This window comes from Tenacibaculum sp. ZH5_bin.1 (genome assembly GCF_042865525.1).
Taxonomy (GTDB): domain Bacteria; phylum Bacteroidota; class Bacteroidia; order Flavobacteriales; family Flavobacteriaceae; genus Polaribacter; species Polaribacter mesophilus.
Window position 1 is genome coordinate 331,396 of record NZ_JBEGIO010000001.1, and the last position, 22,616, is coordinate 354,011.

General features: G+C 32.2%; 22 protein-coding genes. 3 read left to right on the forward strand and 19 right to left on the reverse strand.

The window, feature by feature from the left end; genetic code table 11:
- Window positions 1-699 carry a hypothetical protein gene (locus tag ABHQ57_RS01525; RefSeq protein WP_167712539.1) on the forward strand — a complete coding sequence of 233 codons (699 nt, stop codon included), beginning with the start codon at window positions 1-3 and terminating at the stop codon, window positions 697-699.
- 34 nt (window positions 700-733) lie between these two features.
- Here ABHQ57_RS01525 and rsmI read toward each other — a convergent pair whose 3' ends face one another.
- Window positions 734-1,405 carry a 16S rRNA (cytidine(1402)-2'-O)-methyltransferase gene (gene rsmI, locus ABHQ57_RS01530; RefSeq protein WP_159610718.1) on the reverse strand — a complete coding sequence of 224 codons (672 nt, stop codon included), beginning with the start codon at window positions 1,403-1,405 and terminating at the stop codon, window positions 734-736.
- 38 nt (window positions 1,406-1,443) lie between these two features.
- Here rsmI and dxs point away from each other — a divergent pair, with 38 nt between their 5' ends.
- Window positions 1,444-3,213: a 1-deoxy-D-xylulose-5-phosphate synthase gene (gene dxs / locus ABHQ57_RS01535; RefSeq protein ID WP_167712540.1), complete on the forward strand. Its 1,770-nt coding sequence runs from the start codon at window positions 1,444-1,446 to the stop codon at window positions 3,211-3,213.
- Window positions 3,214-3,262: 49 nt separating this feature from the next.
- Here the strand turns inward: dxs and ABHQ57_RS01540 are convergent, their stop codons facing one another.
- Window positions 3,263-5,956 (reverse strand): Ig-like domain-containing protein, encoded by a 2,694-nt coding sequence (locus tag ABHQ57_RS01540; RefSeq protein WP_167712541.1) that lies wholly within the window; start codon window positions 5,954-5,956, stop codon window positions 3,263-3,265.
- A gap of 196 nt (window positions 5,957-6,152) precedes the next feature.
- Between ABHQ57_RS01540 and ABHQ57_RS01545 the strand changes: the two genes are divergently transcribed.
- Window positions 6,153-7,028, forward strand: coding sequence for a hypothetical protein (locus tag ABHQ57_RS01545; RefSeq protein ID WP_167712542.1), 876 nt, complete (start codon window positions 6,153-6,155; stop codon window positions 7,026-7,028).
- Between the two features lie 26 nt (window positions 7,029-7,054).
- On the opposite strand, the gene atpG is transcribed toward ABHQ57_RS01545, so the two are convergent.
- The 17 genes from atpG to ABHQ57_RS01630 all read right to left on the reverse strand — a co-directional run bounded on the left by atpG (window position 7,055) and on the right by ABHQ57_RS01630 (window position 22,557).
- Complete coding sequence (gene atpG / locus ABHQ57_RS01550) at window positions 7,055-7,915, reverse strand: ATP synthase F1 subunit gamma (protein ID WP_047788152.1); 861 nt, start codon at window positions 7,913-7,915, stop codon at window positions 7,055-7,057.
- 62 nt (window positions 7,916-7,977) lie between these two features.
- Entirely contained in the window at window positions 7,978-9,558 is a 1,581-nt protein-coding gene (atpA, locus tag ABHQ57_RS01555; RefSeq protein ID WP_047788151.1) for a F0F1 ATP synthase subunit alpha, read from the reverse strand.
- 21 nt (window positions 9,559-9,579) lie between these two features.
- The gene (atpH, locus tag ABHQ57_RS01560) at window positions 9,580-10,137 is read right to left on the reverse strand and encodes an ATP synthase F1 subunit delta (protein ID WP_047788150.1); all 558 of its coding nucleotides are present in this window, start codon (window positions 10,135-10,137) and stop codon (window positions 9,580-9,582) included.
- Between the two features lie 7 nt (window positions 10,138-10,144).
- On the reverse strand, window positions 10,145-10,642 hold the full coding sequence (locus ABHQ57_RS01565) for a F0F1 ATP synthase subunit B (protein ID WP_047788149.1): 498 nt from the start codon (window positions 10,640-10,642) through the stop codon (window positions 10,145-10,147).
- Window positions 10,643-10,729: 87 nt separating this feature from the next.
- Window positions 10,730-10,918, reverse strand: a complete 189-nt coding sequence (gene atpE, locus ABHQ57_RS01570) for an ATP synthase F0 subunit C (RefSeq protein WP_028891526.1) — start codon at window positions 10,916-10,918, stop codon at window positions 10,730-10,732.
- A 45-nt stretch (window positions 10,919-10,963) separates the two neighbouring features.
- Window positions 10,964-12,085 carry a F0F1 ATP synthase subunit A gene (atpB, locus tag ABHQ57_RS01575; RefSeq protein ID WP_167713632.1) on the reverse strand — a complete coding sequence of 374 codons (1,122 nt, stop codon included), beginning with the start codon at window positions 12,083-12,085 and terminating at the stop codon, window positions 10,964-10,966.
- A 124-nt stretch (window positions 12,086-12,209) separates the two neighbouring features.
- Window positions 12,210-12,590, reverse strand: a complete 381-nt coding sequence (locus tag ABHQ57_RS01580) for a DUF6168 family protein (protein ID WP_073182425.1) — start codon at window positions 12,588-12,590, stop codon at window positions 12,210-12,212.
- Window positions 12,583-12,813 (reverse strand): AtpZ/AtpI family protein, encoded by a 231-nt coding sequence (locus ABHQ57_RS01585; RefSeq protein ID WP_159488822.1) that lies wholly within the window; start codon window positions 12,811-12,813, stop codon window positions 12,583-12,585. The genes ABHQ57_RS01580 and ABHQ57_RS01585 overlap by 8 nt, the downstream gene beginning before the upstream one ends.
- Window positions 12,782-13,189, reverse strand: a complete 408-nt coding sequence (locus tag ABHQ57_RS01590) for a polymer-forming cytoskeletal protein (RefSeq protein WP_167712543.1) — start codon at window positions 13,187-13,189, stop codon at window positions 12,782-12,784. The genes ABHQ57_RS01585 and ABHQ57_RS01590 overlap by 32 nt, the downstream gene beginning before the upstream one ends.
- 19 nt (window positions 13,190-13,208) lie before the next feature.
- The gene (locus ABHQ57_RS01595) at window positions 13,209-15,440 is read right to left on the reverse strand and encodes a tetratricopeptide repeat protein (RefSeq protein WP_167712544.1); all 2,232 of its coding nucleotides are present in this window, start codon (window positions 15,438-15,440) and stop codon (window positions 13,209-13,211) included.
- A gap of 94 nt (window positions 15,441-15,534) precedes the next feature.
- Complete coding sequence (locus ABHQ57_RS01600; RefSeq protein WP_167712545.1) at window positions 15,535-16,230, reverse strand: ABC transporter ATP-binding protein; 696 nt, start codon at window positions 16,228-16,230, stop codon at window positions 15,535-15,537.
- Window positions 16,231-16,250: 20 nt separating this feature from the next.
- On the reverse strand, window positions 16,251-17,723 hold the full coding sequence (locus tag ABHQ57_RS01605; RefSeq protein WP_167712546.1) for a DUF5687 family protein: 1,473 nt from the start codon (window positions 17,721-17,723) through the stop codon (window positions 16,251-16,253).
- Window positions 17,724-17,837: 114 nt separating this feature from the next.
- Window positions 17,838-18,830, reverse strand: a complete 993-nt coding sequence (locus ABHQ57_RS01610) for a DUF4837 family protein (protein ID WP_073182420.1) — start codon at window positions 18,828-18,830, stop codon at window positions 17,838-17,840.
- Between the two features lie 26 nt (window positions 18,831-18,856).
- On the reverse strand, window positions 18,857-20,365 hold the full coding sequence (locus ABHQ57_RS01615) for a lytic transglycosylase domain-containing protein (RefSeq protein ID WP_073182419.1): 1,509 nt from the start codon (window positions 20,363-20,365) through the stop codon (window positions 18,857-18,859).
- A gap of 7 nt (window positions 20,366-20,372) precedes the next feature.
- Entirely contained in the window at window positions 20,373-21,134 is a 762-nt protein-coding gene (locus ABHQ57_RS01620) for an exodeoxyribonuclease III (protein ID WP_047788142.1), read from the reverse strand.
- Window positions 21,135-21,199: 65 nt separating this feature from the next.
- Window positions 21,200-21,853, reverse strand: a complete 654-nt coding sequence (locus ABHQ57_RS01625) for a CoA transferase subunit B (protein WP_073182418.1) — start codon at window positions 21,851-21,853, stop codon at window positions 21,200-21,202.
- Window positions 21,854-21,855: 2 nt separating this feature from the next.
- Window positions 21,856-22,557 (reverse strand): CoA transferase subunit A, encoded by a 702-nt coding sequence (locus ABHQ57_RS01630; protein ID WP_073182417.1) that lies wholly within the window; start codon window positions 22,555-22,557, stop codon window positions 21,856-21,858.
- Window positions 22,558-22,616 lie beyond the last annotated feature (59 nt).

A 22,616-nucleotide genomic window follows, 5' to 3' on the forward strand; every position in this document is an offset into this window, starting at 1 on the left:
ATGCAACTAACCGACCAACATATAAAACATTTGTACAAGTTTACACGTCAACACTTTGTTGAGCATTATGATGTCCAAACAGAACTGGTAGATCATCTAGCCAACGATATTGAACAAATTTGGAAAGAAAATCTAACACTAACTTTTGAGCAAGCTCGCGATAAATCGTTTAAAAAATTTGGTGTGTTTGGATTTATGAATGTAGTAGAAGAAAAACAAAAACAGATGAATAAAAAATATTTTCTAATTATTTTAGGTTTTGTAAAACAGTGGTTTTCTATTCCTAAAATAGTATTAACATTCTCTATGTTTTATTGCTTTTATCTTTTATTACAGTTTTCTTTTTCTAAAAATTTATTTAATGGATTTTTCTTTATAGTTATCCTAATAGAGTTTTTTATGTTGTTCAAAAAAAGGAAAAAATTAAATGTAAAATTCAAAAAAACAGGAAAAAAATGGATGTTGGAGGATATTATACAAACTCAAAATCATGGAAATGTTGTATTTCTATTATTTTACATTTTTCAATTTATAACTCCTAGTTCATATGAAAACCTAAGTGGATTTACTTCTGTAATCATAGCTTTTGTTACTACACTAGCAATTATTATTGGTTACATAAGTTTAATAACCATACCCAATAAAGCTAAAAAACTTCTCGAAGAACAGTATCCAGAATATAAATTTACCAACAATTAAAAATTTAAGAATTAAATAATATAAAAAATCTGACCTATTTTTTCCCTTCAACAACAATAACAATTTCACCTTTAGCAGGTTTTTCAGTATAATATGATAGCACTTCTTTTACACTTCCTCGTTTGGTTTCTTCAAACAATTTTGTCAATTCTCTAGAAACAGATATTTGTCTGTCCTCTCCAAAATATTCAGCAAAATTTGCTAACGTTTTTAATAATTTATGCGGACTCTCATAAAAAATCATAGTACGTGTTTCTTCTGCTAAGAATTGTAAACGTGTTTGACGTCCTTTTTTTACAGGTAAAAAGCCTTCAAAAACAAATTTATCATTCGGTAAACCTGAGTTTACCAGTGCAGGTATAAAAGCGGTCGCTCCTGGTAAGCATTCCACCTCTATATCGTTTTGTACACAAGCTCTGGTAAGTAAAAAACCAGGATCTGAAATTGCAGGAGTTCCTGCATCTGAAATTAAAGCAAAAGTTTCACCACTCTGCAAACGTTTTACAATCGTTTCAACCGTTTTGTGTTCATTATGCATATGATGAGATTGCATAGGTGTAGCAATATCATAGTGCTTTAACAACTTCCCACTTGTACGTGTATCTTCCGCCAAAATATAGTCTACTTCTTTTAAAATATTGAGTGCTCTTAGCGTAATATCTTCTAAATTTCCAATCGGTGTAGGTACCAAATACAGTTTACTCATACAACAAAGCTACAACAAAGTTTTCTTACATTTGTCCTATGCCAAAAAAGCTGTTAAAAAATATTGATTTTCCTTCGGATGTAAGGAAATTAACACCTGAAAACCTACCGCAACTAGCAAAGGAATTGCGTGAGTTTATTATTGATGTGGTTTCCACAAAAGAAGGGCATTTAGGTGCAAGCTTAGGTGTGGTTGAACTAACCATAGCACTTCATTATTTATTTGATACTCCTAACGATTTGCTAGTTTGGGATGTAGGACATCAAGCATACGGACATAAAATTTTAACAGGAAGAAAAGACGTTTTTCATACCAATCGTCAATTTGGCGGAGTTTCAGGATTTCCTAAACGCTCAGAAAGTGAGTACGACACTTTTGGTGTAGGACATTCTTCTACTGCAATTTCAGCTGCTTTAGGAATGGCAATTGCCTCAAAATTACAAGACATTGAAAAGCATCATATTGCGGTGATTGGTGATGCCTCTATCGCAAGTGGAATGGCTTTTGAAGCCTTAAATCACGCAGGAGACACCAATGCTAACCTTTTGGTTATTTTAAATGATAATGCGATTGGAATTGATCCATCGGTAGGTGCGTTAAAAGATTATCTAACAAAAATCAAAGCCCCTCGATTAGAGATTGAACAGCATAATATTTTTGAAGCATTAAACTTCGATTATTCAGGCCCTATAGACGGACATAATTTTGAAGAGTTACTACGTGAACTAGATCGATTAAAAAAGATTCAAGGTCCGAAATTTTTACACGTAATTACTACCAAAGGAAAAGGGTTACGACAAGCAGAACAAGATCAAGTAAAATATCATGCTCCTGGAAAATTTGATAAAGTTTCTGGGGATGTATTACCTAAAGAAGAAAGTAAATACACCAAATTTCAAGATGTTTTTGGAAAAACCATTGTTGAACTAGCACAACAAAACGAAAAAATCGTAGGAATTACGCCTGCTATGTTAACTGGAAGTTCGTTAAAATTTATGATGCAAGAGTTTCCTGATAGAACATTTGATGTAGGTATTGCTGAACAACATGCTGTAACCTTAGCTGCAGGTATGGCTACTCAAGGATTGGTTCCTTTTTGTAATATTTATTCTACCTTTTTACAACGGGCTTACGACCAAGTAATTCACGATGTAGCTCTACAAAACTTACCTGTAATTTTCTGTTTAGACAGAGCTGGATTAGTAGGTGAAGACGGAGCAACACATCACGGTGTTTTTGATTTGGCATATTTACGTTGTATACCTAACCTAATTATATTTGCTCCTCGTAACGAAATTGAGTTGCGTAATATGATGTTTACCGCTCAACAAGGGTTAGAGCACCCTGTTGCAATTCGTTACCCAAGAGGTAAGGGAAAACTAGAACAATGGCTACTTCCTTTTGAGAACATTAAAATTGGAAAAGGCATTTGTTTAAAAGAAGGAAATCAAATAGCAGTGCTATCTGTAGGAACTATTGCTGATAATATTTCTGAAGCGATTAATCAGCTTGAAAATAAAGAATTGGTTGCACATTACGATTTACGCTTTGTAAAACCTTTAGATACCCAACTTTTAGATGCTATTTTCTACAAATTTGATACCATTATCACTATTGAGGATGGCACTATCAAAGGTGGATTTGGAAGTGAAGTATTAGAGTATGCTTCCGAAGTAAACTATCAAGGAAAAGTGAAACTATTAGGAATTCCTGATGAGTTTATACATCACGGTACGATTCAACAATTACAAGAAGTTTGTGGAATAAATGTTAATTCAATTAAAAAAACAATTCAAGATTTATTATAAAAGAAAAGCGAACCAAGTTGGTTCGCTTTTTAACTCTTTATTTCAAAATCTATTTCTTCATTATCTTTTCAGAAAGTTTCTTTTGTCCTAATTCATCATATATTTCAACAATATAAATTGAGTTATTTGAAATTGTAGAAACATCTATTGAGTTATTAATTACAGGTATTTCTATTACTTTTCTTCCTGATACGTCTACTATTTTTGCAATCCATAAAAATGTATTCTTTCCTCCTTTAATATAAATCCTATCAACAGCTGGGTTTGGATAAATACTCATTTCTGAATTGTTTGTTTCTTCTGTTTTTTTACTTCTTAATTGTTCCTTTGCAGCAGTAGAAGTATTCAAACAAACTTGTTTGGTTTCAGATGAGCCAAAACTTCCTCCTGAAGCTAATACGTCACCTTTGCTATTTGTTATTTCATATGAACCACTTCCATAACTGCAACATATACCATCACCATATTCGTCATTAATTGTAAAATCATAACATCCTACAGGTATACATTTTGACACAGTAATAGACTCTCCATTTCCTTGAGTATAATCACCTCCGCTTATCACTGTTTGTCCATTGTTATCCTTCAGGATCCAAGAAGTTTCGTAAGAATATTTATCAAAAGTAATTGTTACGTTTATATCCTCACATTCTGGAATCTCTCCTCCTCCATTATCAGGAGATCCTGTACTATAATTAACCATTAATTTTGGAGCACTAGCACTACTTCCATCATATGATTCTGCCGTTCGTTCACCTGTTCCAGAAATATAAAACATCATAGAGTTACCAGAATTCCAATTGGACTTGTTCACAACGTATTGTACCAGTGATTTTAAATCAGGAGTTCTTTGTGCTGTTCCAGATGCCCCAATAGAACTCCAAGAGCTAGGGTTCCAAGCAACCGATTGACTGTAATAACTTCTTGAAGTTATATTATAGCTTTGAGAAGTAATATCTGGTGCATTTGACGAATCTTGAATTTTGATTACTAATGATGTGCTTCCTGAATTTGTTTCATCTGTTGTAAATTGTATATACGCATTCGTTATCGTAGCATTTGCAGGTATATTTAAGTTTCTAAACAGCATTCCTACATGCTGGTTTCCTTTTGAGCTTCCATCATAAACCAATTCTAAATCAGAACTGTTCATATACATTTGCCCTGACGACTCGTATTGTTCAGCATCATCATTGGTACTATTGATTGTTGAAGTAACTGTTTTAGAAACATTTCCTACAAAAACTGAAACTTCTTCAGAAGTAGTTTCATATCCATCATTATCTGTTGCTATTACTTTCAGAATATATGATTGGTTATCATTTGTTGGTGTCCAATTATAAGAGTAAGGAGCACTCATATCGGTTTCTACTAAAGTATTATTTACATAAAATTTAACGCTTGAAATCGTTCCATCACTATCGGTTGCAGTAGCAGAAATTGTTACTGGAGTGTTTACGGTATGTGATGAGCCTGATGATGGACTTGTAATTGCAACTTCTGGATAGCTAACGTTACTACTTATAATTGTTACCACACTACCATTAGATGGGCTCCATATATCTAAATTAGAAGGTATTGTGAATGGGTTTTGATTTGAAACTGAACCTACACTACTCGCATTATCTACCTTAATCGTTCTAACCTCTATTTTAGATTCTTCAACAAAAATCCATTTAAATTGATTAAAGGTACTCGCATCTCTCGTCCAGTTTTTTGAATCATTGGATGAACGTAAAGGAGCACCCCAGCAACCTTCTCCTACATAAACGGTTCCGTTTACATCATCTCTAACAAAACCTTCATCGCAATTACTTCCGCTGGAACAAGGTTTTACTGGCCATGTAGTTTTTACTGTATGAGAATCTGATTCAAATACTAAATTCACTCCTTTGTCATAAAATAATTGAGCCCAACTTGAATACTCATCATTACCTTCTGATTTTGATGATACGTGTGGACGCATCGGTTTATGGTATTGAGCCGACTTCCAAATAGAGTTATTAGCATTCAACTTTTGACTTAGCCATGAATACTGACTCCCTCCTGCAGAAATCTCAGAGTTCAATGTATAAATTGTATACAAGTTATTTCCAAAAGTTATATCGTAATAAACACTCGTTGAAGGAACATTAAACAAGTTATAAATACTATTATTTGAACCTTCGTGGTTTCCTCTTGTTGGTACAATAGGAAACATTCTTCCGTCACTTGCTGTTGTGTATTGCCAATCGTTAAACCAATCTTGCCATTCAGAGCTAGAGTCTCCATTAGTCATATCTCCTCCAAAAAACACAGCAGTAGGTTTTAATTTAGAAACTAATAAGTTAGCATCTCTTCTTGGTGTTCTATTGTTTCTTGAATCTCCACCAGCGATAAATGACATTTTATCATTGGTACTTGGAGCTGTTTTAAACCAGAATCGACTACTCACTCCTTGGCTATCTCTAATTACAAAATAATAATTAGTATTAGGACTTAAACCTGTTAGTTTAGCAAAACTATTACTCATTCCTTTATAAGAAACTGAACGGTCTACAGGTTTGGAATTTGAATAATTTGACCAGTTAGTTCCATTATCAGTCGTTCCATAGTATACAATTGGGTTAGATCCTGAAATTTGGTTCCAACCAATCATTATAGTTGTTGCTGGATTGTCTGTGATGATTAATCGGTACTTATCGTTAGAACCATAAGTACTAAGGACTGCTAAAAATAACAGTGTTAAAATAATTTTTTTCATCGTGAGGGGGCTTTTAAGTTTACTAGTTAGTTATCACAAATATATTTTTTACCTTTCAAATTAATCGTTTGTTTTTATTAAAATTAATTATATAATAACCTGACTAACATTAACCTAACTATTCTTTTATAGTTTACTAATCTTATTTTAACAAACTACATATCCTCTATTTTTACTTTTGTTTAAACTTTACTTTATGAGTACTAAAACCCTTCTTTCTTTTTTAAAAATTTCTTCTTTTTTTATTTTTTCCGGTAGAGCTTACCAGCATTTATTTTGGGATGCTCCATACAGAAGTTTCTTTTGGGACCAACACTTATTAGAACCAGTGATTAATTTTGTTTTTGACGTTAGTTGGCAGTCGTATGTTACAAACCTAAATACAGATTTAGCTATCCAAATTTTAACTAGAAGTATTGGTGTTTTATACTTAGTATGTGCAATCATTTCAATAATAATAAATGAAAATTCAAAAAAATGGATGCGTTGTATCTTAAAATTAGGTGTAGTAAGTTTAATTTTTTTAGCTTTAATGATTACCAAGAATAAGTTTTTTCACCTTATAATGTTTTTTGAGCACACTATTCAGTTTGGAGTTCCTATTGCTTTATTATATTTCTTAAAACACAAAAACGCACTTCTTTTACTTTTTTATCTTAAAGTTTTTATCGCCCTAGCTTTTATATGTCATGGAATGTACGCTATTGGTATTTTTTATCCATTACCTGGTAATTTTGTTACTATGACCTTAAACATCTTACCTGTACAAGAAGAAATGGCTAAAAACCTATTATTCGTAGCTGGTGTTTTAGATTTTATCATTGCTATTGCTATATTTATTCCCAAACTTTCAAAACCAGTCCTGCTATATGCTTGTTTTTGGGGGGGTGTAACTGCTTTGGCTAGAATTTTTAGCGCTTTTCACTATGATTTTTCTTTGAGTATTATGCACCAATACTTATACTTAACAATATATAGGCTTCCTCACGGGTTGATTCCTTTATTAGTATACTTATATCTATATAAGAATAGCTTAGAAAAACAAAAAGGTCAAAACTTAAATAAGCTTTGACCTTTTAAATGATTGAAAATATTATTCTAGTTATTTAAAGCTTCTGCCCCACCAACTATTTCTAAAATCTCGTTTGTAATTGCAGCTTGACGTGCTTTGTTATAAGTTAATAATAACTCATCACGTAATTCTGTTGCATTATCTGTTGCTTTATGCATTGCAGTCATACGAGCACCGTGTTCGGCAGCAAATGAATCACGAATTGCTTTGTATAATTGCGTTTTTAATGACTTAGGAATTAATTCTAAAATAATCTCCTCTTTAGACGGTTCAAAAATATAATCTAAATTAGCATTTGTTTCTCCTTCTATAGGTTGAATTGGCAAGAATTGTTCTACTTGTGGTATTTGAGTCGCTGCATTTTTAAATCTGTTGTAAATGATTTCTATTTTATCGTAAGAACCATCTACAAATAAATTCATTAACTGTTCAGCAACTTCAGCAACGTTATCAAAAGTTAAGTTATCAAAAATATCGTTTCTATTTTCTACAACGGTGTAATCTTTTGATAGAATATCGTTTCCTTTTTTACCAATTGTTAATAATTCAACAGCAGTATTATTATATTTCTCGTTAATTGTTTTAACTGTTTCTTTAATGATAGATGAGTTAAAACCTCCACATAAACCTCTGTTTGAAGTTATAGTAACTAACAATACTTTATTTACTTCTCTTTCTGTTGAATATACTCCACCTGCATCGCTATCTAATGTAGCACTTAAGCTTTGTAATAATTCGGTAAGCTTAGATGAATACGGACGCATTGCTGTAATTGCATCTTGAGCTTTTTTCAACTTTGCAGCCGATACCATTTTCATGGCAGAGGTAATCTGCATTGTTGATTTAATCGAAGTAATTCTGTTACGTATTTCTTTTAAGTTTGCCATTTAATTGAACTTAAAATTTATAAAACCCCCGTTGTAACACGGGGATGCCTTTTTTGTTTTTATTAAGCTGAAAATTTAGCTGAAATTTCTTTAGCAGCGTCTCTTAAAGTATCAATTACTTCATCAGTTAATTTCCCTGCTTTTAAAGTATCTAAAGTATCTCTATGCTTCGCATTTAAGTACTCTAAATAATCTTTTTCAAATTCTTTTACCTTGTTTACAGGCACATCTTTTAACAAGTTCTTAGAACCTGCATAAATAATAGCTACCTGATCTTCTACAGTATAAGGATCGTTTTGAGCTTGCTTTAAGATCTCTACGTTACGCTTACCCTTTTCAATTACATTTAAAGTTGCAGCATCTAAGTCAGAACCAAACTTAGCGAATGCTTCTAATTCACGGTACTGAGCTTGATCTAACTTTAGTGTACCAGATACTTTCTTCATTGATTTAATCTGAGCCGAACCTCCTACACGTGATACAGAAATACCTACGTTAATCGCTGGACGAACCCCTGAGTTGAATAAATCAGACTCTAAGAATATCTGACCATCAGTAATCGAAATTACGTTTGTTGGAATATATGCTGAAACGTCTCCTGCTTGAGTTTCAATAATTGGCAATGCAGTCAAAGATCCTCCTCCTTTTACTTTAGATTTTAATGATTCTGGTAAATCATTCATATCTTTTGCAATAGAATCATCAGCAATTACCTTAGCAGCACGTTCTAATAATCTTGAGTGTAAGTAGAATACATCCCCTGGGTAAGCCTCACGCCCTGGAGGTCTTCTTAATAATAAAGATACCTCACGATACGCTACTGCTTGCTTAGATAAATCATCATAAACAATTAAAGCTGGTCTACCAGTATCACGGAAATATTCTCCAATTGCAGCTCCTGCAAATGGTGCATATACCTGCATAGGTGCAGGGTCAGATGCATTTGCAGCAACGATAGTTGTATATGCTAACGCTCCTTTTTCTTCTAACATGTTAGCAATTGCTGCTACTGTTGAAGCTTTTTGACCGATAGCTACGTAGATACAGTACACTGGTTGTCCTGCATCATAAAATTCTTTTTGATTTAAGATAGTATCAATAGCAACAGTTGATTTACCTGTTTGACGGTCTCCAATGATTAACTCACGTTGACCACGTCCTACTGGAATCATTGCATCGATAGATTTGATACCTGTTTGCATTGGCTCAGTTACAGGCTCACGGAAGATAACTCCTGGTGCTTTACGCTCTAAAGGCATTTCAAAAGTTTCCCCTTCGATTGGTCCTTTACCATCGATTGGTTGCCCTAAAGTGTTAACAACACGTCCTACAATTCCTTCTCCAGCTTTTAAAGAAGCAATTCTTTCTGTGCGTTTTACAGTAGATCCTTCTCTTACTGAAGTAGAAGCTCCTAATAATACAACACCTGCATTATCCTCTTCTAAGTTTAATACGATACCTTCTAATCCGTTATCGAATTCTACTAATTCTCCGTATTGTACGTTAGATAATCCATAAACACGTGCAATACCATCACCTACTTGTAATACAGTCCCTACTTCATTTAATGAAGCTTTAGACTCAAAATTTGTTAATTGTTCCTTTAAAATTGCTGATACTTCAGCTGGTTTAATTGCTGCCATCTTATTTCTTTTGATGTATAATTAAATTTTTGGAATGTAATGACCGTTGTCAAACTCTCTCCTTAACTCATTAAATTGACTAGAGATACTTGCATCATACTGCACATCTCCAACTCGTAAGATAAATCCTCCTAATATCTCTGGATTTACTATATTCTCAATACTTGCATTGTTTCCTGTAAGGGCTACAATTTTAGCTTGTATTTTATCTTCTAACTCTTTTGTTAAAGCTACTGCGGTTGTAACTCTGGCAATTTTTGTGTTCTTATAGTGATCATATATAACTGCATATTGCTTAGCAATAGGGTCTAACATCACCATACGCTTATTTTCCTCTAATAAATTAAACAACCCTTTTACTATGTTGTCTACTTTATCTCCAAAAAGTGCATTTAAAACTTTACGCTTATCTGCAGCTTTAATTACAGGACTTTTAAGCATAACATCTAAATCAGCGCTTTCGGCAATTGTATCTACGATTAACTTCATGTTATCATTTACTAAAGCTTCATTTCCTGATTCTTTAGCTAAATTTAAAATTGCTTTTGCGTAACGTAATGCTGCTCTTGATTCTTTCATCTACTGATTAGTTTAAAGTAACCTCTTCTAACATTCCTTCCACAAGCTTTAATTGTTCATCTTGTGAAGCTAATTCTTTTCTTACTACCTTTTGAGCTATTTCGATAGATAAGTTACCTACTGTTTTCTTTAACTCAGCGATAGCTGCTTGTTGCTCTTGTTTTATTGTAGCTTTTGCATTATCTATCATTATAGTAGTCTGATCCTCTGCTTCTTTTTTAGCATCAGCTATAATTTTATCTTTTATCTCACGAGCTTCTTTCATCATTGCATCTCTCTCTGCTCTGGCTTCTTTTGCTAATCTTTCGTTATCCGCTTGCAAGTTTTGCATTTCCTTACGTGCATTTTCTGCAGCATCTAAAGCACCTTGAATCCCTTCTTCACGCTCATTTAACGCATTTAAAATAGGCTTCCATGCAAACTTTGCCATTATAAAGATTAATAAAGCTAAAATTACTAGTTGCATAAAAAACAACCCTACAGAAAAGTCATTAAATATTCCCATTATTATATATTTTTTGTGTTTTTTTGTTTAATTGTGTAAACAATTCCTGCAACCAACCGTTACAGGAATTTGTTTGTTTTTTGTTGCTTATCCTAAAAGTAAAGCACCGAATGCTAAACCTTCTAATAATGCTCCAATAATAATCATTGCAGTTTGGATTTTACCAGCAGCTTCTGGTTGACGAGCAATAGCTTCCATTGCACTACTACCGATTTTCCCTAATCCTAATCCTGCTCCGATTACGATTAATCCTGCTCCAACTAAATTAAGTGTCATAATAATTGATTTATATATAATTAAACAAATTTTTGATTCTAGTTCTTAGTGATGGTCATGTTCTTCTACCGCCATACCAATAAATAACGATGATAACATGGTAAAAATATAAGCTTGTAGAAAAGCTACCAACAACTCTATAATAGTTAAAAACAAGGTTAAAAAGAAAGAGATACCTGTTGCTCCCGCTGTTCCAAACTTTGCTTTTAATAAAATCATTAATGCTGCGATACCCATAACTACTGAGTGTCCTGCAGTAATATTCGCAAACAAACGCACAAATAAAGAAAATGGCTTAGTTAACATACCCAACACCTCAATTGGTGCTAATACTAATTTCATTAAGACTGGCACACCTGGCATCCAGAATATATGTTTCCAATAATCTTTATTTCCACTAAATTGTACGATAAAAAATGTAAATAAGGCTAAACAAACTGTTACTGCTATTTGACCTGTTACGTTAAAACCTAACGGGGTTAATCCTAATAAGTTTAAAACCCAAATAAAGAAAAACACCGTTAATAAGAACCCCATAAATTTACGGTAATGTTTCTCTCCAATATTAGGACGTGCAATTTCATCTCTTACATATAAAACTAAAGGTTCTAATATACGTGCTACCCCTGTTGGTATTGGCCCTTTTTTGTACCCAGAAGCCAAACTTCTAAATCCAAAGAACATTAACAAACCTGCTAAAAACATACCAAACACACTTTTGGTAATAGACAAATCCAATACTTTCTGTGCGTTAGTAGCATGATGCTCCTCATCAAAAGCAACCACTTCTTCACCCGCATTTAATTCATATATTTTACTATGAATTTTCACCAATTTCACATCACCTGCATTCACAACCAATGTACCATCATCGTTATGATGAAATTTTGACGACATAAAAAACTTAATTCCTTTAGTAGTTTTCACTATAACGGGCAATGGAAAGCCTATATGCTTACGCTCTCCTGCATCATTCGTATATGAAAACAAGTTAAAATCATGAGAATCTGCCAAGTGATGCTTAATATAAGCACCTATCGACTCTTTAGTGTTAATTCTACCACTATCATTAGAAGTTGTATCGTCTCCACCTGCAAATGCAGTTAACGATGAAAACACAAGTGTTAAAAGTGTTAAAAACTTGATAGTTTTGTTTGCTACCATCATACCTTTACTAAATATAGATTTTGGGTCTGTAAATTTCGGTGCAAAGGTACACATTTAATTAAAACTACAAACCCTTTTTTTGCTTAGTTTTAAAGAACACCACACATCGTCATAAACAACTCATCTATTTAGTGTTAAGTATTTTTGACAACGCTACAGTTTCGATAGCTAAAAACACCATAATAGGAATTAATAAGGTTGCTTTTTCTGGGTTTGTTAACCCTGCTTCTGAAAAAATACTCTTTTGGAATAGTAGAATAAAAATTCCGAATTTTACCATTAACATTCCTAAATATAAATATCCTGTTTCATTTGGTAAATATCCAAGTACCCATTCTATTAAAGAATAAATTAAAATAGTTGCTATTACATTAAAACAGTATACTTGTAATACAGAAAAAGAAAGTGTTACACCCGCATTAGAAAGCAAAAAACTGTTTAAAAAGAAGCCTCCTATACCTAAAACTAATATAATAGAAGAAAATACTAAAATTCGTTTACTCATTATTGTCGGTTATCTTAATTACTTGGCGTATTACAGAGTAAATAGCACCAAAAACTGCTGCAAGTGTACAAATTTTTACGTAAAGTTGGTTGTCGTTTGGATATTTTTGGTCTAACCATTTACCTAGCAAACTTCCTAGGTAAATAGTTAATCCCATTTGAAGTGCGATTCCTGTGAATCGTATGTATTTATTAAGCGGTTTTTTCTTTGAGTCCTTGCTCATTTTTATTTAGTTCTTTTACCGCTCCTTTCATGGCACAAGTGGCATTAAATTCTGCTCCTGGTTCTACAGATAATTTTCCTATAACTACATCACCATTTATATTTGCTGAAGATTTTACTGTAAGAGTATTTGAAACAAAAAGCTCTCCTGAAAACTCTCCTTCTATATCTGCATTAGTACATTCAACTTTTCCTTTAATTAAACCAGTATTTCCAATTATTACTCTTCCTTTAGTTTCTATGGTTCCTTCTAATATTCCATCTATTCTAAAATCTCCTTCTGAAATAATCTCACCTATTATTTTAGTGTTTTTTCCTATAATGTTTCTCTCTGCAACTTTGTTTTCTCCTGTTTTTTTACTCTCTTTACCAAACATATTCGGGGAATTTAAGGGGTTATGCTTTATTTAATAGTTCTATAATTTCTTTTGCTTTTTTACCTTCTTGAGTAGTAGCATAACTAACTGCAACAAACTCTAGCGCTTTTTTATAGGTCTCTTTATCTTGATATTTACCTATCGCCAAGGCTTTTAGAAGTGCGAATTTAGGGATTAAATTTGAATTTTTTAGTGTACTTGAAAATTTATCTATTTCACTAACAACCTCTTCAAATTTATTTTCTTTATATAAATAATATATCTCTTTATACTTATTTAAAACCTCATCTTCTTTCTTCTTTTTAACAAGTTTTTTATCTGGGTTTAAAATTATTTGAGCAAAACTTGTTTCTGGATACTTTTCTAGGATAATGTTCTTATAATCATTTGACTTAGCTACATTTCCTTGCTTTTTATATATTTGATACAAGTGGTAACTTATTGGCAGTTCCAACTTATTATTTATACTCACCTGTCTTAAGCGTTCTAGGTTTTTAATTGCTAGTGTAGTGTTTGTAAACTGCTCTTTATAAATTAGTCCTAATTGATATAATGCATCATTTCGCTCTTTTACAAGGTCATTAATTACATTGTCATCAGTTGGTATAGCTTCAAGATATGTTGAAAGCTCATATCTTTTGTTGATTTTTTTTCCATTAGTATCATCAGACACATCTTCTGTGACGCTAATAGATTTGTCTGATAATCGCCAGTTATCTTCTAGAGGGCGTGTTCCCCATATTTTTTGAAAATCTGCTCTTCCAAATCCTAATGCTTGAGTATTGTAAAAGTACCACTTCCCTTTATTTGCACTATTATTTATAGATACACCGCCTCCAAAACCATTTCCAAAGTTCTGAGCATTGAGCATTTGTTGTCTTTTTTCTTCGTCTTCTTTCTTTATTTTTTCTATATATGTCACAAAAAAAGAAGTTCTTTCATCTAGCGTCATTCCAACTAAACTAAGAATACTGTCGTTATTTTTAACAGTTTCCTCATATTTTCTTAAAGTTGTTAACCCTTTACTCTTTCTACGAATTCTACGAATTCTTTTTTCTTGATCAAACTCTTTGGAAACCACCTGCAATACGCTATCATAATATGAGCCTGCTAACAAATAATTCTCTTTTTCAAAAGCTATATTTGCCAAGCGTTCATACGCATATGTTTTTTGGTAATTGTTGTTATGCTTCGCTTGTAAAGATTTTTTATAATATTCTGCTGCCGCTTCAGGATTATTTCTCCCTTCTTGAATCACCCCTGCTTGGTAGTATAACTCGTTTAAAAACTTGCGGTTATCAGAGTTTTTAATCAGTTTTCTTAACCTTGCCAACATTAATATTGATGTTGAATCATTTGGAGTATTTTTAGCAAGTTCAATATTTGCTCGAATACGGAACTTGTCTGGTGCTCTTTTAAATTCTGATAATCTTCGAAACACCATTCTTGCTGAATCTTTTCTATCTAATTCGCTGTAAACCTGACCTAACACAAACATATTTCTTGCTGTTTGCTCTTTATTGTAACGTGTTTTAGTTGCTAATTTTAAATAATCTACCATTTTTTGAATGGTATCGGTTTGTTCATATGCCATTGCCATGGCTGTATAAGCTTGTTCTTTTACCGTTTTATTTATTTTTTCTTTCTCATCTAAAACATCTAATAACAACATTAATGTTTCTATAGCTCTTTTTTCATTACCTAGACGAATATTTGTTTTCGCCCTCCAAATTTTTGTTTCATAATTTAAATTTGCTTTTGGATAATTAACTATTACGTAGTTAAAAGCTTCTAATGCTGGAATAAAACGCTGGGTATAATATCTTGATTTACCTAACAATAAATAAGCGTCATCTATCTGGCTATTTTTTTCATAGCCATTAATATTCATTGAATGTGTTTGAACGGCTTTTATTGCTTTTTCTTCTGCTTTTTCAAAAGGAGTTAGGTTTTTGTCTTCTTCACTCTCTTCAGTATTAAATCCTGTACCTGGTGTAAGTACTTTCGTAGCTAACTTACTTTCATCAAAAGTTATAGGTTCTATTTGTAAGCGTTTCCAGAAATTGTCTTCGTGCTTTTCTTGAATTTCTTCAAGTCCTTTTAAATACGCTTGCTCTCCATTAAAAAGCACATTATATTTAGTAGTAACAGCATGGTAACTTCTATTTAAAAAAGCATCCTTTTTAACACTACACGAATACACAATAGCTACTAAAACACTGAATACTATTATATTTACCCCTTTTTTCATATACTATTACTTTTACAGTACAACAACGTAATAATTGTATTTTTTGTACGTAAAGAGGTAAAAATAATAATTATAAGATGATTTTTACCCTGTTTTATGCAGAAAAATAGCTTTCTAATTCTTGCAGGGTTTCTTGCGATGTGCTTATATCTTTTACTACATTTCCTTTATCTAAGACTACTATACGTTCACATACCTCAGTTACATGACTTAAATCGTGACTAGAAACTAGTACAGTTACATCATTATTTTCTGTAAGTTTTTTAATTATTTTTTTTAATCTAATTTGTGTTGTAGGGTCTAAGTTTGCAAAAGGTTCATCTAAAATTATCACTTGTGGATTCCCCATCATTGCAGCTACAATACCTACTTTCTTTTGATTTCCTTTACTTAAGCTTCGTAAGTATTTTTTCTTTCCTAAAATCTCTTCATTAAAAAACTCGTCAAACTGAGCTAAAAAAGCTTTTACATCAGCTTTATTCATCCCGCGTAAATCTCCAACAAAATCAAAATATTCTTCAGGTGTTAGATATCCTATTAAAAAAGTTTCATCTATAAACGACCCTGTAAATGTTTTCCAGTTTTCACTTTTGTTTACAATTACTTCATTATTTACAATCTCTCCTGTAGTTGGTCTAATTAAATCTAATAACAGGTTAAACAAAGTTGTTTTTCCTGCTCCATTATTCCCTACTAACCCAAAAGCTTGTCCGCTTGGAATATTCAACTCTTCTATGTTTAAAACTTGTGTACTTCCGTATGTTTTTGAAATATTATGTATAGATATCATTTTGTTTAGTTTTTGGATTGTTATGATTTTTGACTGAATGCATGTATTACTGCATACTTACTTTTAATGTATCTTTTTTCTATAAAGTTCATAAAGTAATTTTTGAACGCTAATGCTAGTACTCCTGCAATAGCAATTGCTAAAACTCCTGCATTAAAGCTGACAAACTTATTGAAAACCCAGAATAAGAACATAGGAATTCCGATTATGGGAATTATGATTAAAAAATGGGTTGCACTGGTTCCTTGATAATTTGAAAACCCACTTTTATTTAGGTCTATACGTTTTCGGTTAAAAGAACCTGCAAATAACAAAAAGAGCGAGTTAAAACCAATATTAAATATTGCTCCTGCGGTTATCATTAAAAAAATATTTACTCCATAGAAATAAGCATAAGGAATACTCAATAGGTATAATGCTCCTGACATTACAACCATTAAATACCATTTACTTTCTAAGAATTTTCGGTAACGAATATTTTGACTCATAAGCATGTTGTAGTACTCACTATCCCACGCAGGAATAAATTGTCCATAATTTATCGTAAAACCTCCTGTAACAAAAATTGCAGCAAAAACTAAAAAGGCAGGCATTTTCTCTCGATATGTTTCTTGTCCAAAGAAAATAATTCCATAAAAGAGAAATAAAAATGACATAAAAAATACTGTTTTAGTACGTTTATTCCTCCAAATTTGACGGATGTCATTTTTAATAAATGGTGCTACATCTCCTAATCTATCAACAAAAGATAAGTCTGATTCTTTTGCTACTTCTTCTTTACTTTTTATAGCGTCATCTAAATATGCTTTTTCTCTTAATAATTTAAAGTTTACGTAATACAACCCTACTAACAAGATCGTTCCTATTATTGACAAAGCAGGAAAGTTATATGTTGATTGAAAAACAGGAGCAAACACATCATTTACGTTAAACAGCTGGTATTTATTTCCAAAAAACAATATTGCTAGTACAACAATCATTACTCCTAGTGCATAATTGTTTTTATTTATTAAAAAATTTACGTAGTTAGCACTTAACACTAGCATAACCATTAAAAACAACCATCCTAAAACCCCTATAATATCATAGCCTTGACCTATTAATACTATTGAAAAAGGCACATAAAAAAACAACGGCATTATATTGAAGAATGACACTGCTGATTTTCCTAATACAAAATGGACTAACTTTTCTTTTTTTACCGGTAAGTTTAGAAACGGCTTAATGTTTAGTACTGGTAATTTTTGCATTAAGTAGCGAAAAATTAAATCTCCAAGTAGTAAAAAAACAAGAAATCCATTCACAAAAAAAAGTGGATCTGTATTTGGGTATTCTTTTTTAATGAAAAAATACCCTCCTATTCCTATCATTAAAAATGAAACTAGCATATACAATGCAAAAAAGCCCATGATAATTTTTAATGCAATACTTTTTCCGAAATAAGAAGAGCGAAAAAACTGCTTCCACTCTAACTTTAAAAAATGTGCAATCATTTGGTTTTGTATTTGGTTGATTATCTTATTTGTCTTTTTCTACAACTTTTTGTTACATAAAAAAAGCATCAATTTAAAAATTGATGCTTTTCTACCGTTGTTATGATTTATCTTTTATTTTATTTTTAAAGATTTTGCTATTGCTTCTAACTCAAATATAAAATCTCTTTTATTTACTGAAGGTGCATAAGTAAAGCCTTCAAAAACAAGAACACGGTTGTTTTCTTTATCAATTATCGAGTAATTAATAAACGGTCCTGCCATAAAATCATTCTTTACCTCCCATTTACCTCTAGTTTCATAAGCTTTTCTTCCATCAATTTCTGCATCGAAAGTAAATGGTGTATATGCTTGTTCGGTAATCATGTGCATTCCTTCTTTACTTCCTGGAATATATTTTTTACCAATCGTATCGCGCATTCTTGTTATATTATCTTCTACTTTGCTTTCATCTTCTAATGGATAACTATACACTAAAATGTTGTTGGTTCCATCTCCTCTTGCTATTCCGCTTTTTAAGTGTTGACGTAACCATAAAAAGTCTCCCGTATCTTCAACAAGTTTAAACCTTTCAGGAATGGTTAATGAAATACCTAATTTTTTTATTGTTTTGAATTGGCTTTCATCTAATTTTTCTTTTTTAAAAATGTTTTGAGTAAATTTTACATCTTCATCTTTAAATAGTTTAATAATCTCTTTTCCTCTGTTGCGAATCAAGTCAACCAAAGCTCCTTTACTTTTAGCTGTTGCATAAACTAAAATTTGAGGTTCAGCATATTTGTTTTTTTCTACTGCTATTTTTTCTTTTTCTCCTTCTCTAAGAATCAAAACAGCTCTTGCATTCCTTATAAAACCTTTAAATCCTATAGGATCTATTTGTCCTACTGAAAGTAATGTTTCAGGCTGTGGTAATCCTACCTGATGCTCCCCAAAAACAGAGCGAATTTCGTCACCAATTTTACCTTCCCAATCATTTCCTTTAATTACTACTAATATTTTATTAGTATTTCCATTTGATGTTGGTAAAACATAGTCGCTTTTCTCTCCTTTATTTTTACACGAAACTGTTATAAAAATCAGGGCAAATAATGCTATTAGTTTATTCATAGTTTGTGGTGTTTAGTAGTTGTTTTTTAGCTTTTAAATATTTTAAGTTTCATTCCTGGTTTCAAACTCTTAACACTCCAAATATTGTTCCATTTTTTAATTTCATCAACAGAAACTGATGGATATTTTTTTGAAATAGTCCATAATGAATCTCCTTCTTTAACAACATACACCTCATGCTTACCTGTTGGTGCTTTATATTTTTTCTTTGAAACCTTCTTTGGAACAGCCATTCTTTTAGGATAAACACTTAATCTCTGACCTATTTTTAAATGATGTGTGCGTAAACCATTCCAACGTTTAATATCACTTACTCGTACTCCAAATTTATTAGCTATTTTACCTAAATAATCTCCACTTCGAACTCTGTAACGAATACGTTTATCCATTTCAAAATACTTTGGTAATGGCTTTTCTCTTTTAGCGTCATCTTCATTTGCTAAAGCATATATTTCTTTTTCCTTTTCTAAGAAGTCCATTAAGTTTCTTCGAGGTAATCGAACTGCATAATTTTTTTCTTTTACATATGGAATAATATCTAGCTTATACGACGGGTTTAGAAACGCTAATAAATCAGAATCTATCCCTGTTTTTTCTGAAATCTGATCAAAACTAATGGTTCTTTTTACACGAACTGTATCTGTCTCAAAATTGAAGATTTTCGGTGCTTCAGGGTAAATATGGTGCTTTTCTGCATACTCAAAAATATACATCGTTGCATAAAATGCTGGTACATACCCTGCTGTTTCACGAGGCAAAAAAGGGCGGATATTCCAATAGTTTTTATATCCTCCAGAACGCTTTATTGCCTTTGATACATTTCCTGGACCCGAATTATATGCTGCTAAAGCTAAATCCCAATCACCAAAAATTTTATATAGTTGACTTAAGTATTGACAAGCTGCTTTTGTTGATTTTACTGGATCTTGACGTTCATCTACATACGAATTTACTTTCAAATCAAACTGAACACCTGTTCCATACATAAACTGCCATAAACCTGTAGCTCCCACCCAAGAACGAGCGTCTGGTCTTAATGCTGACTCAACAATAGCCAAATATTTCATTTCTAACGGAATATCATATTGATCTAAGTATTGCTCAAACATTGGAAAATAATATTGAGCACGAGCCATTAATGCTGGATAGTATTTTTTTCGGTATTTTAAATAACTGTTTATTACTTTTTCTAACGCAGGATTATACTCTAAATGAAACGGTGTTTTTACGTTTAGGTCTTGTAATCTTTTCTTTAATAAATCTGTTGTTAGAATTGTAGTTGTATTTCCTAAAATATCTTTATCGTTAATTACATATTGAATACTGTCAAACAACGATGAATTAAATTTTTCTTCAATCAATAAGCTATCAATCATCTTTAAATCTTCTGTAGAAAATAGCTCTTGGTTTTGCGATAAATTTATAGAGTCATTTACCACAACATCAATACTGTCTTTAGCTATAAAAAGACTATCAACAGGTTGTTGCGCAAAAATTGAAGTTGTAAAAAGTAGTAGTGTTAGTAATTTCTTCATGTTGGTTTTATAAATCTAATTCAACTGCAATTGGGCAATGATCTGAATGCTTTGCTTCTGGTAAAATATACGCTCTTGAAATTTTATCTTTTAATGGTTCGGTTACCATGTTGTAATCAATACGCCAACCTTTATTATTCGCTCTTGCATTTGCTCGATAACTCCACCAAGAATACTCTTGTTTTTCTGGGTGCAAGTGACGGAAACTATCAATAAATCCACTATTGATAAACTTCCCTAGCCATTCACGCTCTTCTGGTAAAAACCCAGATACTCCTTTCATTTTCGGGTTGTGAATATCTATTTCTTCATGACAGATGTTGTAATCTCCACAAATAACCAAGTTAGGAATTTCTTTTCTTAACTCTGTAGCATAGGTTAAAATTTCATCCATGTAGTTGAACTTATAGTCTAATCGAGCACTATTAGTTCCTGAAGGTAAATACATACTCATTACAGAGACCTCATCAAAATCTACACGAAGATTTCTCCCTTCAAAATCCATAGATTCTATTCCTGTACCATACTCTACATGGTTTGGTTCTTCTTTACAAAAAATTGCTACTGATGAATACCCTTTTTTCTCTGCTGAAAACCAATAATGGTATGGATACCCAGCGTTTTCAAACTCAGTTACATCTAATTGTTCTTTATGAGCTTTGGTTTCTTGAATACATATTACATCAGGGTTCGCTGCTTGTAACCAATCGATAAACCCTTTTTTTAATGCTGCTCTAATTCCGTTTACGTTGTATGAGATTATTTTCATCTATTTTTAAAATACAAAAACGTAAAGCTTAACACTTTACGTCTTTTTTTTATCCTATAATTTTGTTAAATATTCATTTCTGGAATGTCTCCTTCGACTATTAAAGTTCCTTCTGTAGCTGCTTGAATTTCTTCTACAGATACTCCCGGTGCTCTTTCTAATAAGTAAAATTTACTGTCTTTAATTTCTAATACCGCTAGGTTGGTTACAATTTTAGTTACACAACCTACACCTGTTAATGGTAAGGAACATTTTTTAAGTAGCTTCGACTCTCCTCTTTTATTGGTATGCATCATTGCTACAATAATGTTATCGGCAGAGGCTACTAAATCCATCGCTCCCCCCATACCTTTTACCATTTTTCCTGGTATCTTCCAGTTCGCTATATCTCCATTTTCAGCTACTTCCATAGCTCCTAAAATGGTTAAGTGTACATGTTTACCACGAATCATTGAAAAGCTAGTAGCAGAATCAAAAAAACTAGCTCCTGGCATAGTTGTTATAGTTTGTTTTCCTGCATTGATGATATCAGCATCTTCTTCTCCTTCAAAAGGAAAAGGTCCCATACCTAACACTCCATTTTCTGATTGAAACTCTACTTCAATATCATCACGAACAAAATTGGCTACTAATGTTGGAATTCCGATACCAAGGTTTACATAATATCCGTCTTTTACTTCTTTTGCGATTCTTTTCGCTATTCCGTTTTTATCTAACATAACTAGCTTCTTTGTCTTACTGTTCGTTGTTCAATTCTCTTCTCATATTTTTCTCCTTGGAAAATGCGTTGTACAAAAATTCCTGGAATATGAATTTGATTTGGATCTAATTCTCCTACTGGGACTAACTCTTCAACCTCAGCAACTGTAATTGTAGCTGCCCCACACATATTAGGGTTAAAGTTTCTAGAAGTCCCTTTAAAAATTAAGTTTCCAGCAGCATCACCTTTCCATGCTTTTACAAAAGCAAAGTCTGCTTTAAATGCTGGTTCCAGTACATACATTTTTCCATCAAACTCACGAGTTTCTTTTCCTTCTGCTACCTCTGTTCCATAACCCGCTGGGGTATAAAATGCTGGAAATCCTGCTTGTGCTGCTCTACATTTCTCGGCTAAAGTTCCTTGAGGTGTTAATTCTACTTCTAATTCTCCGGATAACATTTGACGCTCAAATTCATCATTTTCTCCTACATAAGAAGAAATCATTTTCTTTATCTGACGATTTTGCAATAACAACCCTAAGCCAAAATCATCAACTCCTGCGTTATTAGAAATACAAGTAACATCTTTTACTCCTATTTTTACTAACTCAGCAATAGCATTTTCAGGTATTCCGCATAAACCAAACCCTCCTAACATAAAGGTCATTCCATCTTGCACACCTTGCAATGCTTCTTGTACGTTATTTACTTTTTTATTTATCATTATAGTTGTTGTTTTAAGCTTTATCCTACTAGGTGAGATTTTAAATACTTTACAATTTA

What these genes read in the sequence shown, in the direction of transcription:
- ABHQ57_RS01625 (WP_073182418.1), bottom strand. Translation starts at nt 21,853, where the DNA reads ATGTTAGATAAAAACGGAATAGCGAAAAGAATCGCAAAAGAAGTAAAA.
- atpB (WP_167713632.1), bottom strand. Translation starts at nt 12,085, where the DNA reads ATGATGGTAGCAAACAAAACTATCAAGTTTTTAACACTTTTAACACTT.
- ABHQ57_RS01565 (WP_047788149.1), bottom strand. Translation starts at nt 10,642, where the DNA reads ATGGGAATATTTAATGACTTTTCTGTAGGGTTGTTTTTTATGCAACTA.
- ABHQ57_RS01630 (WP_073182417.1), bottom strand. Translation starts at nt 22,557, where the DNA reads ATGATAAATAAAAAAGTAAATAACGTACAAGAAGCATTGCAAGGTGTG.
- rsmI (WP_159610718.1), bottom strand. Translation starts at nt 1,405, where the DNA reads ATGAGTAAACTGTATTTGGTACCTACACCGATTGGAAATTTAGAAGAT.
- ABHQ57_RS01610 (WP_073182420.1), bottom strand. Translation starts at nt 18,830, where the DNA reads ATGAATAAACTAATAGCATTATTTGCCCTGATTTTTATAACAGTTTCG.
- ABHQ57_RS01605 (WP_167712546.1), bottom strand. Translation starts at nt 17,723, where the DNA reads ATGATTGCACATTTTTTAAAGTTAGAGTGGAAGCAGTTTTTTCGCTCT.
- atpH (WP_047788150.1), bottom strand. Translation starts at nt 10,137, where the DNA reads ATGAAAGAATCAAGAGCAGCATTACGTTACGCAAAAGCAATTTTAAAT.
- atpA (WP_047788151.1), bottom strand. Translation starts at nt 9,558, where the DNA reads ATGGCAGCAATTAAACCAGCTGAAGTATCAGCAATTTTAAAGGAACAA.
- ABHQ57_RS01620 (WP_047788142.1), bottom strand. Translation starts at nt 21,134, where the DNA reads ATGAAAATAATCTCATACAACGTAAACGGAATTAGAGCAGCATTAAAA.
- ABHQ57_RS01545 (WP_167712542.1), top strand. Translation starts at nt 6,153, where the DNA reads ATGAGTACTAAAACCCTTCTTTCTTTTTTAAAAATTTCTTCTTTTTTT.
- atpG (WP_047788152.1), bottom strand. Translation starts at nt 7,915, where the DNA reads ATGGCAAACTTAAAAGAAATACGTAACAGAATTACTTCGATTAAATCA.
- atpE (WP_028891526.1), bottom strand. Translation starts at nt 10,918, where the DNA reads ATGACACTTAATTTAGTTGGAGCAGGATTAATCGTAATCGGAGCAGGA.
- ABHQ57_RS01600 (WP_167712545.1), bottom strand. Translation starts at nt 16,230, where the DNA reads ATGATATCTATACATAATATTTCAAAAACATACGGAAGTACACAAGTT.
- ABHQ57_RS01540 (WP_167712541.1), bottom strand. Translation starts at nt 5,956, where the DNA reads ATGAAAAAAATTATTTTAACACTGTTATTTTTAGCAGTCCTTAGTACT.
- ABHQ57_RS01580 (WP_073182425.1), bottom strand. Translation starts at nt 12,590, where the DNA reads ATGAGTAAACGAATTTTAGTATTTTCTTCTATTATATTAGTTTTAGGT.
- ABHQ57_RS01615 (WP_073182419.1), bottom strand. Translation starts at nt 20,365, where the DNA reads ATGAAGAAATTACTAACACTACTACTTTTTACAACTTCAATTTTTGCG.
- ABHQ57_RS01525 (WP_167712539.1), top strand. Translation starts at nt 1, where the DNA reads ATGCAACTAACCGACCAACATATAAAACATTTGTACAAGTTTACACGT.
- ABHQ57_RS01585 (WP_159488822.1), bottom strand. Translation starts at nt 12,813, where the DNA reads ATGAGCAAGGACTCAAAGAAAAAACCGCTTAATAAATACATACGATTC.
- ABHQ57_RS01590 (WP_167712543.1), bottom strand. Translation starts at nt 13,189, where the DNA reads ATGTTTGGTAAAGAGAGTAAAAAAACAGGAGAAAACAAAGTTGCAGAG.
- ABHQ57_RS01595 (WP_167712544.1), bottom strand. Translation starts at nt 15,440, where the DNA reads ATGAAAAAAGGGGTAAATATAATAGTATTCAGTGTTTTAGTAGCTATT.
- dxs (WP_167712540.1), top strand. Translation starts at nt 1,444, where the DNA reads ATGCCAAAAAAGCTGTTAAAAAATATTGATTTTCCTTCGGATGTAAGG.